General features: G+C 67.7%; 9 protein-coding genes. 2 read left to right on the forward strand and 7 right to left on the reverse strand.

Annotated elements, in window-relative coordinates; all coding sequences use genetic code 11:
* Positions 1 to 10: 10 nt before the first annotated feature.
* A complete protein-coding gene (locus P0M04_RS13440; RefSeq protein ID WP_259449761.1) occupies positions 11 to 628 on the forward strand; it encodes an LON peptidase substrate-binding domain-containing protein in 618 nt (205 codons plus the stop codon).
* A 1-nt stretch (position 629) separates the two neighbouring features.
* Here the strand turns inward: P0M04_RS13440 and P0M04_RS13445 are convergent, their stop codons facing one another.
* Positions 630 to 1,352 carry an EF-hand domain-containing protein gene (locus tag P0M04_RS13445; RefSeq protein WP_259449762.1) on the reverse strand — a complete coding sequence of 241 codons (723 nt, stop codon included), beginning with the start codon at positions 1,350 to 1,352 and terminating at the stop codon, positions 630 to 632.
* Between the two features lie 323 nt (positions 1,353 to 1,675).
* On the opposite strand from P0M04_RS13445, the gene P0M04_RS13450 reads away from it, so the two are divergent.
* Positions 1,676 to 3,136 carry a DEAD/DEAH box helicase gene (locus P0M04_RS13450; protein WP_259449763.1) on the forward strand — a complete coding sequence of 487 codons (1,461 nt, stop codon included), beginning with the start codon at positions 1,676 to 1,678 and terminating at the stop codon, positions 3,134 to 3,136.
* 23 nt (positions 3,137 to 3,159) lie between these two features.
* Here the strand turns inward: P0M04_RS13450 and P0M04_RS13455 are convergent, their stop codons facing one another.
* From P0M04_RS13455 to P0M04_RS13480, 6 genes are all read right to left on the reverse strand, one after another.
* Positions 3,160 to 4,836, reverse strand: a complete 1,677-nt coding sequence (locus P0M04_RS13455; protein WP_259449764.1) for an ATP-binding protein — start codon at positions 4,834 to 4,836, stop codon at positions 3,160 to 3,162.
* Positions 4,837 to 4,920: 84 nt separating this feature from the next.
* A complete protein-coding gene (locus P0M04_RS13460; RefSeq protein ID WP_259449765.1) occupies positions 4,921 to 6,402 on the reverse strand; it encodes a hypothetical protein in 1,482 nt (493 codons plus the stop codon).
* A gap of 6 nt (positions 6,403 to 6,408) precedes the next feature.
* Entirely contained in the window at positions 6,409 to 9,306 is a 2,898-nt protein-coding gene (locus P0M04_RS13465; RefSeq protein ID WP_259449766.1) for a glycosyltransferase, read from the reverse strand.
* A gap of 3 nt (positions 9,307 to 9,309) precedes the next feature.
* The gene (locus tag P0M04_RS13470; RefSeq protein WP_259449767.1) at positions 9,310 to 10,536 is read right to left on the reverse strand and encodes an FkbM family methyltransferase; all 1,227 of its coding nucleotides are present in this window, start codon (positions 10,534 to 10,536) and stop codon (positions 9,310 to 9,312) included.
* Positions 10,533 to 11,753, reverse strand: a complete 1,221-nt coding sequence (locus tag P0M04_RS13475) for an ABC transporter ATP-binding protein (RefSeq protein WP_259449768.1) — start codon at positions 11,751 to 11,753, stop codon at positions 10,533 to 10,535. Before P0M04_RS13475 ends, P0M04_RS13470 begins: the two co-directional genes overlap by 4 nt.
* Positions 11,753 to 12,556 (reverse strand): ABC transporter permease, encoded by an 804-nt coding sequence (locus P0M04_RS13480; protein WP_281042412.1) that lies wholly within the window; start codon positions 12,554 to 12,556, stop codon positions 11,753 to 11,755. Before P0M04_RS13480 ends, P0M04_RS13475 begins: the two co-directional genes overlap by 1 nt.
* Positions 12,557 to 12,649 lie beyond the last annotated feature (93 nt).

Raw genomic sequence — 12,649 nt, forward strand, 5'->3', positions numbered from 1 at the left:
TCATGCGCGCATGGCCACGATCACGTTACCCCTGTTCCCGCTCAGCACGGTCCTGTTTCCGGATGGCGTGCTGCCGCTACAGATCTTTGAGGTACGCTACCTCGACATGATCAGCCATTGCCTGACGGAAGACGAGCCGTTCGGCGTCGTGCTGCTGACGCACGGCCAGGAAGTGCGCACCCCGCAGGGGCAGGAAAAATTCGCACCCGCGGGCACACTGGCGTCCGTGCAGGACACGACGGCATCCACGCCGGGCCTGCTGCAGGTGGTGTGCCGCGGCGGTGCGCGTTTTAACGTCCTGGAAAGCGAACGCCGCACGAACGGCCTGTGGATGGCCGAGGCGGAGTTGCTGGAAGACGACCATATCGTGCGCATCCCGTCCGATTTGAAAGGGGCGGCCGACGCGCTCGACCGCGTGCTCGCGTCGCTGCACGACGTGCCGCAGAGCCGCTGGCCCGTGCAGCCGCCGTTCCGCCTGGACGATTGCGGCTGGGTGGCCAACCGCTGGTGCGAGCTGCTGCCGCTGCCGAATCACCAGAAGCAGAGCATGCTCATGCTCGACAATCCGATGATCCGGCTGGAGCTGCTGCACGACGTGCTCGACGAGCACGGCCTGATCACATCCTGAGTCAGGCCGCGACGCTGACGCTGCTGCTGGTCGACGCCGTGTCGCTGTCGTCGGAATATGCCTTCAGTAACTGCAGCGCATGGGCGAATTCGCGCATCGGATCGCGTTCGTGGTGGGTTTTGGACGTCGCGCTGCCGGTGGACTCGCCGGTTTCGCTTGCCTGCTTCGCGTCGTACGCCGCCTGCTCTTGCGCGCTGACGGTGCCGTCGCCGTCGGCATCCGCCGCTTCGGCCGTGCTGCTGCTCGTGCTGTCGGTGGAGTCGGCCGAGTCGGCGCCGCCGCTGCCGCGCGGGCCGTGCGGGCCACCCGGCGGCGGACCGCCGGCGCCGCGCGTGCCTTGCGTGCTGTCGCTGCCGCTGGCGGCGTCGATGCTTCCCTGATCCTGGGCATCTTCGGACGGCGGCGGACCCGGCGGGGGACCGTCCGGCCGCATGCCGCCGCCGTTGACGCGCGCTGCATCGAACTGAGCGTTCAGCTGGTCGGACAGCTTGGTCATCGCATCCGTCAGCTCGCTCTTGGTGACCTTGCCGTCGCTGTCGCCGTCGAGGGCGCCGAAGGCGTCGTCGATGTCGCTCGACTGCGTGGTGCTCCCATCCGTGCTCGACAGCGCGCTCTGCAGGTCGCTTTTCTCGATGTAGCCCTGGTTCTTCGTATCCAGTTTGGAGAAGACGGAATCGGCCCATTTGGACAGGCCGCCGGAACTGCTGCTGATGCTCGCTACCATGATGGAATCCTTTGCTAAGCGGAATGTTTTATTGAGTAAATTATCGGCCTAACTGAAGGTTTCTATATGTAAAGCGGAGTAAAGCCAGGTAAAGAACGGCTGATGAAAAGATTGCAATTTGCCGCCAAAAACGCGGATTTCATATACAGGGGGTACGATTTGAGGTAACCTTGAGCGCGATTTAGATTCTCTACGTCAGCCAAAGCCGCCGCTCCCGGCCAAGCCCGCGCGAAGCGCGTCCCGTCACCCCGGTTTTCCCGCGTTGGCCCTCCCAGGCAGCAGCCCGGCCGTAGAACGCAACGATTCACTGCCCGAAAGAAAACATGTCTGAAACACCGACCACCATTGAAGATGGCGGCGCGCCGACCGTGCGCTTTGCCGATTTCGGCCTCGCGCCTGAGATCCAGCGTGCGCTGTCGGACCAGGGCTATGTCCATCCGACCCCGATCCAGGCCAAGGCGATCCCCATCGTCCTGCAGGGCCGCGACGTCATGGGCGCGGCCCAGACCGGCACCGGCAAGACGGCGAGTTTCTCGCTGCCGATCATCCAGCTGCTGCTGCCGCATGCCAATACCAGCATGTCGCCGGCGCGCCATGCCGTGCGCGCCCTGGTGCTGACGCCGACGCGCGAACTGGCGATCCAGGTCGCCGAGAACGTCAAGGCCTATGCCCAGCATACGCCGCTGCGCTCCACCGTCGTCTTCGGCGGCATGGACATGAAGCCGCAGACCGAGATCCTGCGCCGCGGCGTCGAGATCGTCATCGCTACGCCGGGCCGCCTGCTCGACCACGTGGAGCAGAAGAACATCAGCCTGGCCCAGGTCCAGATGCTCGTGATGGACGAAGCCGACCGCATGCTCGACATGGGCTTCCTGCCCGACCTGCAGCGCATCATCAACCTGCTGCCGAAGAAGCGCCAGAACCTGATGTTCTCGGCCACGTTCTCGCCCGAGATCAAGAAGCTGGCGTCGAGTTTCCTGAACGACCCGCTGACGATCGAAGTCGCGCGCAGCAACGCCACGAACACGTCCATTACCCAGGTGCTGTACAAGGTCGACGAAGAGCAGAAGCGCAACGTCGTCGAGCACCTGATCCGCGCGCGCGACCTGAAGCAGGTCCTCGTGTTCTCGAACACCAAGATCGGCGCGTCGCGCCTGGCGCGCTACCTCGAGCAGGCCGGCATCAAGGCCTCCGCCATCCACGGCGACAAGACGCAGCAGGAACGCATCGCCGCGCTGGACGCCTTCAAGAACGGCGAGATCGACGTGCTCGTCGCGACCGACGTCGCGGCGCGCGGCCTCGACATCACCGACCTGCCGTGCGTGATCAACTACGACCTGCCGTACAACGCCGAGGACTACGTGCACCGCATCGGCCGCACGGGTCGCGCCGGCGCCACGGGCGATGCGCTGTCCGTGTATTCGGACAAGGACGAGCGCCTGCTGGTCGACATCGAGAAGCTGATCAAGCAGACCATCACGCGCGGCGAGCTGACGGGATTCTCCCCGTCGCGCGGCGTCGAGCGCAGCGAGCGCCCGGGCGACCGCCGCGGCGGCCGCCGCGAATCGGACAGCCCGCGCGCCGAGCGTGGCGAGCGTGCCGAGCGCACCGACCGCGGCCCGCGCAGCTACGGCGCGCCGCGCCGCGAGAAGATCGATCCGTGGTTCCTCAAGCCGTACGAACCGGCGGCGGCCCCGCGCAAGGACACGTCCGCGGCACCGGCTGCATCGAGCAAGCCGAAGCCGAAGCTGGCGGCGCTGCTCGGCGGACTCCCCAAGCAGTAGCGTGGACGGCATAGCCGTCCACGCTACGTCCCCAGCGCCGCCTCCACCCGCTCCAGCAGATCGCCATGCTTGTACGGCTTGGCGAGGATATTCAGACGCTGGCCCTGACCGCGTTCCGGCAACTCGTCCATGTAGCCCGTCGTGACGAGCACCGGCACGCGCGGACGCAGCCGCCGGACTTCATCGACGAGCTGCAGCCCGTTCATCCCGCCCGGCATGATCACGTCCGTGAACAGCAGGTCGACGCGCGCACCCTCGCGCAGCAGATCCAGCGCCTGTTCGCCGCTGGCGGCCGCCAGGACCGCGTAGCCGGCCATGCCCAGCACGCTCTCGGCCAGTTCGCGCACGTCGTCGTTGTCCTCGACGACGAGCACGCTGGGCCGGCTGCCCGCCAGGTCGTCCGCGTCGGGCGGCGCGGCGTCCTGGTCCGGGCCCGTGCCGCCGGCACCGTCCTGGCCGTTGTCGGCCACGGGGAAGATCATGCGCACCGTCGTGCCTTCGCCCGGCTTGCTGTCGATTTCCAGGCGGCCGTGCGACTGCTGCACGAAGCCGTGGACCATCGCCAGGCCGAGGCCCGTGCCCGGTCCCTTGGTCGTGAAGAAGGGCTCCGTCGCGCGCTGCAGCACCTCGGGCGGCATGCCGATGCCTTTATCCACCACGCACAGGTCGACGTAGGGGATGCGCTCTTCGCCGCGCACGATGGCCGTCCCGACTGTGACGGTGCCGCCTTCCGGCATGGCGTCGCGGGCGTTGATCAACACGTTCAGCAGGGCCATCTCCAGGTGCGTCGGGTCGAGGTGGCACAGCGGCAGGCCGGGACGCAGGTCGAGGCGCAGGTCGACCTTGTCGCCCAGCGTGCGCACGAGCATTTCGGAAAATTCCACGACGAGGGTGTTGATGTTGACGGGCTTGGGTTCCAGCCGCTGCTTGCGTGCGAACGTCAGCAGCTGCTGGGTGAGTTTACCGGCGCGCATCGCCGCGCGCTGCGCCCGTTCCAGTGCGCCGCGCGCCATGTCCGGCTTGTCGAGACTGATCAGCGCGACTTCCAGGTTGCCGTTGATGACCTGCAGCAGGTTGTTGAAGTCGTGCGCCATGCCGGCCGTGAGCTGGCCGATGGCTTCCATCTTCTGCGCCTGCAGGTGCGATTCCTGGCTCGTGCGGCGCTCCGTGATGTCCATCTGCGACGCGAAGAAATACAGCAGCTGGCCGTCCTGGTCGAAGATCGGGCCGATGAACAGGGCGTTCCAGAACGGCGTGCCGTCCGCCTTGTAGTTCAGGATGTCGACGGCGACGGCGCGTTGTTCACCGACGGCCTTGCCCACCTCGTCCACCGTGCGGCGGTCCGTCTCGGGACCCTGCAGGAAGCGGCAGTTGCGGCCGACGACGTCGTCTTCCTTGTACTGCGTGAGATCGAGGAAAGCACCGTTGCAGAACACGATCGGGTTGTCCGGCTGGCGCGGATCGGTGATGACCATCGGCATGCGCGTCATCTCGACGGCGGCGAAGAAGATGTTGCCGCGGTCTTGCAAGCCATCGCGCTTGATGTAGGTGGCCTGCCAGTGGTTGACGCCGGGGCTGCCCATCGGCTCGTAGGCATTGCCCTCGATCTCGCCGTCGGCGCGCACGCCGAAGCTCTGGCCGCCGCCTTGCTCCTCCAGTCCTTTCCTGAATACCTCTTCCTTGTCCGGGCCCATCACCATCGCGCCATCCTTTCGCTCCAGACGATGGAGCTCGATGATGGAATTCTAGGGCGCACGTTTGGGGTGAACTGTTCGAAAGCGCACCTAGCGCGCCGGCATGCAGCGCGGTTCGCCGTCGAGGTAGCGCCAGGTCTGGGCGCTCTTGACGATGCGATTGCCCGGCGCCAGCGTCCGGCCCGGGCCGCACAGCTGTTCTCCTGCGCGGGGATTGGTCGCGTTGAACAGTGCCTTGGGCGGTAGGCCGGCCGGGCGGTAGACATAGACCTTGTCCGGGTGGATGTAGTCGTCGTTGCCCGCCATGCGTTCCGCGAAGATTTCCGGTTCCGGGTGGTAGTGTTCCGGGATGTGGGCCAGCACGAAGCGGGCGGCGGGGCTGAATTCCACGTACGAGTAACGACTCGCATTGACCATCGCCGCGCCCTGCGCCAGCACCAGCCACAGCGCCAGCAGCGGCGGCCAGCGCCCGTGCGTGCGCACGCGCAGCAGCAGCGCGAGCACGAGCGGCATCCCGGCCCAGAATGCATACCGCATGACGCCGGCCGCGCCGGAATTCCAGTTCAGGACGGCCAGCGCGGGCCCGATCAGCGCCAGCACGAGGGCCAGGCACACGGCCGCCGTCGCGGCCGACCGGCGGCGCCAGCCCCACGCGAGCAGCGCCGCGGCCACGCCGGGCAGGGCGACGATCGCGCCCTGGTTCAGGTCGAAGAAGAACGAGACGAGGCGCGTGCCGCTGACGAGCCCCGGGTTGGAGAATTTGTTCGCGATGATGTTGGGGACGCCGAACTGCACGAGATTGAACAGCGGCGGCAGCGCAAACAGGGAGAGACCCGCGGCCAGGCCGGCGATGTTCGCGCGCGTGAGCTGGGTCGTCACGTTCGTCCTGACATCCGCGTCGCGCCGCCAGTCGGCGCACAGTTTCAGCAGCGGCGCGAAGACGAAGAACATCACGATGGTGGGATTCTGCTGCGCCGCGAGGCCGGCCATGACGCCGCCGGCGAGCGGCGCGCCGCCCAGCCAGAACAGCAGGCCGGCCAGCAGCGACGCGGCGCCGACGCACTCGGGGCTCGTCTGGTTCATGTACAGCACGCCGCCGCAGCCGAGGAACAGCAGCACGCCGAGGCTCGCGCCCGGCGCCGAGCGAAAGAAGCGCAGCAGCGCGAGGCCGAGCACGAAGATGGCCGCGTAGTTCGCGGCCTGGAACGCTTTCAGCGGCGGGATGCCGGTCGCCTCGAACACGCGCAAGGGTAACGCGGCCAGCGCGGGATAGCCGAAGAAGTGGATCGGAAAGACGTCGCCGGATCGCCCGCGCGCGAAGGCGGGATAGACGTTCTGCACGCCGTTGCGCATGTCCTGTTCCAGCGGATCGAACGCCCAGCCCAGTTGCGGCACGAGCTTGCGCACGGCCGCGATGTCATCGAGGCGGATGTCGGGCGTGCCGTGGTGCGCGATGGCGACGGTGTCGAGCGTGTACTCGAGCATGTCGCCGCCGAGGATGGGCTGGTTCAGGCAGAACAGCACGGTCAGCGCGGCCAGCAGCGCCAACGGAAAACGCCAGGCGGGCCGCATCGTCGCTTACGCGTCCGTGCCGGGCAGCGTGCGATACCAGCGCCCGCCGATAACCGTATCGATCACCTGGCGCGCGCTGCGGTCCCACGTCAGCCACGGCATGCCCGTCGAGACGGGGGCGTTGCCGGCGCGGTGCAGGGCGAGCCAGTCCTCGATGGCGCGGGCCAGGTCGGCGGGCGCGAGGCCGTCGAAATAATAGGCGTGGTCGCCCGCGACTTCGCGGAACACGGGCAGGCTGCGCGCGATGATCGGGATGCCGTGCTGCGCCGCCTCGATCAGCGGCAGGCCGAAACCTTCGCCTTCGGACGCGGCCAGCAGCGCCGCCGAACCGGCATACAGCTTCAGCAGCATCTCGTCCGAGATCCCGGCCAGCCAGAACATGCGCTTGCCCTTTTCCGGGTGATTCGCCATGCGCGCGGCGAGCTGCTCGACCATCCAGCCTTCCTTGCCGACGATGACGAGGTTGACATCGACACCGCGTTCCCACAAGGCTTCGAACGCGGCCAGCGCCTGGGCCTGGCCCTTGCGCGGTTCGACGGTGCCGACCATCAGGAAGCTGGGGCGCGCGGCCAGCGCATTCAGCACGACGTGGGCGTCGGGCGGCATGCCCGTGCTCGGGGCGCTCGCGTCGATGTCGGCGCCCAGGTGGAACCAGCCCAGTTGCAGCGGCAGCCGGCGGCGCAGGCCTTGTCCCTCGTACCAGTCCGCCAGCTCGTCGGCGACGGCGCGCGAGATGCAGATCACGCCGTCGGTCACGGCGTGCACGGTGCGCAGGAAGTCGCCGAAGTATTGTTCGGTCCCGAACGGGAACACGTCCGGCCGCAGCATCGGCAACAGGTCGTACACGACGAAGTGGATGGCGACGCCCCGGTCCGACATCGACCGCAGCAACGCCTCGTTCTGCGACGTGCCGTTCGTGAACAGGTCGAGGCCGAGGAACACGTCGCCGGGACGCAGGTCGGCGGGCGCGTCTTCCAGCGCGAGGCCGGTGGTGCCCGTCAGGTTCAGCGCGAACTGGCGCGCGTAGCGGTACGGGTTGCCGCCGCCGTGCGAGAACACGGGCTCGATGCGGAATCCCGGCGGCGGATCGTTCAGCATCGCCAGCAGGACGCTGCGCACGACGCGCTGGATGCCCGTCTTGAGGTCCGACTGCACGAGGGCCGACACGTCGACCAGAAGCTGGCGCGGTGCGACCGGCGCGCGGTTGAACGCGATGGCCGCGGCGAGCGGGGCCAGTTCATTGTCCGGGCACACGGGCGCCGCGGCGCGCACGACCTGGCGGTAATGCGCCTGGCTGCCGTGCTGCGTGAAGTGTTCGATGGCGTCCACATACATCCGGCCCACGCGCGCCGGCGCATGTTCGGCTTCCATGTGGGCGAGGGCTTTCTGTGCCAGCGCCGTGCGCGCGCCGGCGTCCCCGTGCAGGTGCGCGAGCGCGTCCGCCAGTTCGGGAACCGTGAAGTCGTCGCGCAGCTTGACGAGCAGCTCGTCGTCAATGGAGGCGGTGGAGCCGTGCGCGTTGACGACGGTGGGCAGGCCGTACAGCAGGCAGTCGAGCACGGAGGCCGACGTCTCGCCGCGCGTCGACGTGCGCAGCTGCACGGCGCAGTCGGCGGCAGCCAGCCAGTCGGCGTAGGTCGCCGCGTCGACGAAGCCCGTGATGCGGATGCGGTCCTTCGCCGCGCCGGCGTTCGCCTTCTGTACGAGTTCGCCGCCGTACAGGCCGGGGTCGTTCTCGCCCACGAACACCAGCCTGCAATGCGGGTCCAGCGCGAGGGGCGACGCGAGGAAGGCGTCCAGCAGTTCGTCGTTCAGCTTCGTGCGGCCCAGCATGCCGAACGTGCACACGACGTAATCGTCGCGCGCAAGACCCAGGCGCACGCGGGCGTTCGCGCGCGCGTCCGGGCCAATGCTGCCCTCGGGCCGGCCGCGCAGCAGCGGAATCGTGCGCCAGCCGGCGGCCGTTTGCGGGCCGTACCAGGTCGTTGCCAGCGTCTTCGAAAAATCCGAGTGCACGATCACGCCGGCGGCCGCATCGAGCACGCCCTTGTTGACGGGGTACTTCCAGATCGCCGCATGGCGGCCGTTCCTGGCGTGGTCGAGCAGGCCGGGGAAGCCGTGCGATTCGTACAGCGCGTGCAGGAACGCCTGCTGCAGGTAGCCCTCGTTCTCCAGGTTGTCCAGCACGCCCGAGAAAAAGAAGTCGTGCAGCACGACGATGCCGGGCACGTCGCGGATCAATTCGAACATGTGCTGGTGCGCGTGCGAATTGCCGAAGTGGTAGACCACGCGGTCGAACGCATGCGCGTTGGCGCGCAGCCAGTCGGGAGACCGCTGCGGGAAGCCGGCCACGCGCGGGTCATCCACGCGTTCCTGGTCGACGACGAGGTCGATCTCGTAATGCTTCGCCAGCTCCGGCAGCAGTTCCGCGCTGTAGTCGGCGATGCCGGATTTCACGGGCGGCAGCGGCGAGACGTACGCCAGTTTCGGCCGCGCTTGCGGCGCGGGCGGCGCCACCGCCACTTCGGCGGCGCTGGCCGCGATGCGGGTCCACAGCGTGGCGGCGCTCTCCATGCCCGGTGCGGACACGACGTGCGCAAACGGCGCGCCCGGCATGGGACGCACGCGGCCGGCCCGGCCCAGCGACACGACGACGTCGGGCGCGAGATCGGCGAACGCGTGGATGCGCACGGCGGCCGCGTAGCGCGCATTGTTCGGGAAATCGAATGTGCGCAGTGGCTGGCTGAACGTGGCGCGCAGCGTCTCCACCGCCGTGTGTGCGCGGCTCGATGCGCTCAGGACGATCTCGTGGCCGTCGGCCATGCGGATCAGTTCCTGGGCGAGCAGCAGGGCCGCGGGGTCGATGCGGCCGTCGCCGTCGTCGAAGTCGATCACGATGCGCATGGTTCAACCGCCTGTGTGCTTGCGGGCGCGCTGCAGGTCGGTCAGCACGTTGCGGACCGAGACCGGCAGGCCCCTGAGTTCTTCGGGGACGTCGATGTTCACCACCGGGTGCGGCAGGCTGCCCTTGACGGCCTGCAGCATGCCGGCCACGCGCCGGTTCAGCGCGGGATGGCGCAGCAGGAACGGGATCAGGGTGCGGCGCAGGCGCTGGTTCTTCGTCACGCGCGTCAGCAGGCGGCGCGCGAGGCCGGGCCGGCGCACGCGCTGCACGAGGGCGCCGGCCATGCGCAGCGGGCGCGTCACCTTCCACGACGTGCTGTTCAGGGTTGCCGTCAGGCGCTGTTCGAGGTCGAGCGCCCACATCTGGACCTGCGCCAGTTCGTGCCGCTGCTGCGCGGCCAGGGCCAGCGCGTCCTGCTTTTCCAGCTCCAGCGCTTCCGCGAACTGGATCATGTCGTGCAGTTCCGTGCGTGCGGCATCGAGCTCCCTCTCCTGCGCCTGCAGCGCTGCCGTCGCCTCGCCGTTCGCGGCCCAGGCCTTGTCCAGGTGGTGCGAGATGTAGTCGTCGAACACGTTCGGCTGGATGCCGAAACTGGCCAGCAGTTCCGCATGTTCCTCGGCCACGTAGTAGCGATTCAGGCCGTCGAACCACGCGTAGCGGTAGCGCCGGCTCGTGACCAGGTGTTCCCAGCTGGCGTGGTTCGTTTCGCGGCTGTTCGGCTGGGTCGCCTCGATCACGAGCACCCACGGCCGCCACCGCTCGAAGTCCATGCCGCGCAGGACGTCGCCCTCGAAGCCTTCGACGTCGATTTTCAGGAAGTGGACGTCGCCGCGCACGTGCTCTGCGCACACGTCGGCCAAGGTGCGCACGGGCACGGTGAGTTCGGCCACGGTGTGGCCTTCGGCGCGGTGCAGGTCGGCGACCGACTTGTCGGGCGAGGCCCAGCCGCGCACTGCCGGCACGTCGTACAAGGTGAGCGTACCGGCTGCGCTGCCGGCGGCGACGGCCAGATTGATGTCGCCGGGACGCTGCTCGTCGAAGGCGGCGATGTGCGCGGGCAGCGGTTCGATGTTGATGCCGCGCCAGCCGGCGTCGTAGAACGCTTTCGTGACCGAATGCTCGACCGGGTCGTTGGCGCCCACGTCGATGTAGAAGCCGTCCCGGACGTGGCCGAGCGCGCGCCACAGCAGCACGTCCTCGTTGTTCTGGGCGTAGGAGATGAATCTCATGTGCGTTGGATGTCGACGGCCGGGTCGAGCCAGGCCGATCCTTCGAAATACGGACGGCGCATGTTCACGACCGTGAACACGAGCGCCAGGTCGCGCCATTCATAGTTGTTGACGAGGTGGGTCTCGGTGCTGACGATGGCCGTCGCCACCGAATAACTGCCCGGCCCCAGGTTCATCGGGAAGGCGAAGCGGTACACGACTTCCTCGCCGGCGGCCACGTCTTCCAGCGGCAGCTCTTTCAAGTGCGTGTTGGTGCCGTACATCGGCTGGCCCAGACGGTCCTTGATCATGTAGCCGAGGACCATGCGCGGGATCGCGGCGCTGGTCCTGACCGTCACCTGCAGCGTGACGGACGCGCCGACGTCGACGACTTCCACGCGCTCGCCGTGTTCGTCCAGCAGGGCGATGTCGGCCACCGTCGCCTCGCCCGTGCCGGACACCGTCTGCACCTTGCCCGTCTCCGTCGCCTGCAGGCGCACCGTGGCATTTTCCCGTTCCGCGATCAGGGCGTTGTAGTAATCCATGATCTCCTCGGGTGCGCCTTCCTTCGTCAGGCGGCCGCCGTCCAGCAGCAGGGCGCGGTCGCACACGGACTGGATCGCCTGCTTGTCGTGCGAGACGAGCAACAGCGTCGTGCCCTGCTGGCGGTAGCGGCGGATGCGGTCGAAGCTCTTGTGCTGGAAGTAGGCGTCGCCCACGGACAGCGCTTCGTCGACGATGAGGATGTCGGGCCGGCGCGCGGTGGCGACGGAGAACGCCACGCGCATCTGCATGCCGCTCGAGTACACGCGCACGGGCTGGTCCATGTAGTCGCCGATCTCGGCGAACGCCTCGATCTCCGGCATCAGGGCCGTGATCTCCTCGACCGTCATGCCGAGCAGCTGGCCGGCCATGTAGACGTTCTGGCGGCCCGTGAAATCGGGGTGGAAGCCCATGCCCAGTTCCAGCAGCGCGGCCACGCGGCCTTCCATGTAGACGGTGCCCGTCGTCGGCTGCGTCGTGCCGGTGATGAGCTTCAGCAGCGTGCTTTTACCGGCACCGTTGATGCCGATGAGGCCCACGGCTTCGCCCGGCTTGACGGAAAAGCTCACGTCGCGCAGCACCCATTTCAGCTTGTGGCGCGGGCGGCCGGGAAAGACCCACTCGGCCAGGCGCGACCAGCGCGTCGGATACTGTTTATAGGCCTTGCCCAGGCCTGTGACGACGATCGCGCCCATCAGAGTTCATCCACCATCTCGCCGGCGCGGCGGCGGAACAGGCGCAGGCCGAACAGGCACAGGACCACGGCCAGCACGAACACGGGGAACAGGGAACGCCAGTCGGGCGTTGCACCCTGCACGAGGACGGCCTGGTACGCGCCAATGATGCGCGCCATCGGGTTCCACTCCAGCAGCGGACGCACGTCGGCCGGCAGGATCGTGGCGGGATAGACGATGGGCGTGAGCCAGAACCAGAACTGCATCGCGATCGTGACGAACTGGCCCACGTCGCGGAAGAACACGTTCAGCACGCCGGCGATCATGCCGAGGCCGATCGCCAGCAGCACCTGCACGACGAGCACGGGCAGGATCGACAAATAGATCCAGCCGGGGAAGGAACCGGAGGCGACGAGGAAGACGGTGAACAGCCCGAAGATGATGGCGAAGTTGAGCGTCGCGGAGAGCACGATGATGAGGGGCAGACAGATGCGGGGAAAGCTGACCTTCTTGATCAGGTTCGCCTGCTCGATGAACATGCCCTGGGCGCGCGCGACGATTTCCGCGAACAGGCCCCACGTGAGCACGCCCGCGCACAGCCAGACGCTGTAGGCGTAGTGCGAATCGACTGCTCCCGGCAGCTTGCTGTGCATGACTTCGGAAAAGATCACCGTGTACACGACGATCATCGCGAGCGGCGACAGCAGGGACCACAACGCCCCCAGCACCGCATTGCTGTACTTCGACTGGAATTCGCGCTTGACGCTGCCCAGCACGAAGCCGCGGTAGGCCCAGAGGCCGCGCAGCATCAGCGGAGAGATCATGGCGCGGTCCCGGCAGGCCGCGCCTCGGCAGAGTACGTCGGGTGGTTCTTCATAAAGTGGCAAGGCCCAGTGAGCGCAAGATTATACTCTACG

It is taken from the genome of Telluria mixta (assembly GCF_029223865.1).
Lineage (GTDB): Bacteria > Pseudomonadota > Gammaproteobacteria > Burkholderiales > Burkholderiaceae_D > Telluria > Telluria mixta.

Coding starts and splice junctions, on each gene's coding strand:
- P0M04_RS13460 (WP_259449765.1), bottom strand. CDS start 6,402: ATGCGGCCCGCCTGGCGTTTTCCGTTGGCGCTGCTGGCCGCGCTGACC.
- P0M04_RS13475 (WP_259449768.1), bottom strand. CDS start 11,753: ATGGGCGCGATCGTCGTCACAGGCCTGGGCAAGGCCTATAAACAGTAT.
- P0M04_RS13455 (WP_259449764.1), bottom strand. CDS start 4,836: ATGGTGATGGGCCCGGACAAGGAAGAGGTATTCAGGAAAGGACTGGAG.
- P0M04_RS13440 (WP_259449761.1), top strand. CDS start 11: ATGGCCACGATCACGTTACCCCTGTTCCCGCTCAGCACGGTCCTGTTT.
- P0M04_RS13470 (WP_259449767.1), bottom strand. CDS start 10,536: ATGAGATTCATCTCCTACGCCCAGAACAACGAGGACGTGCTGCTGTGG.
- P0M04_RS13450 (WP_259449763.1), top strand. CDS start 1,676: ATGTCTGAAACACCGACCACCATTGAAGATGGCGGCGCGCCGACCGTG.
- P0M04_RS13480 (WP_281042412.1), bottom strand. CDS start 12,556: ATGATCTCTCCGCTGATGCTGCGCGGCCTCTGGGCCTACCGCGGCTTC.
- P0M04_RS13445 (WP_259449762.1), bottom strand. CDS start 1,352: ATGGTAGCGAGCATCAGCAGCAGTTCCGGCGGCCTGTCCAAATGGGCC.
- P0M04_RS13465 (WP_259449766.1), bottom strand. CDS start 9,306: ATGCGCATCGTGATCGACTTCGACGACGGCGACGGCCGCATCGACCCC.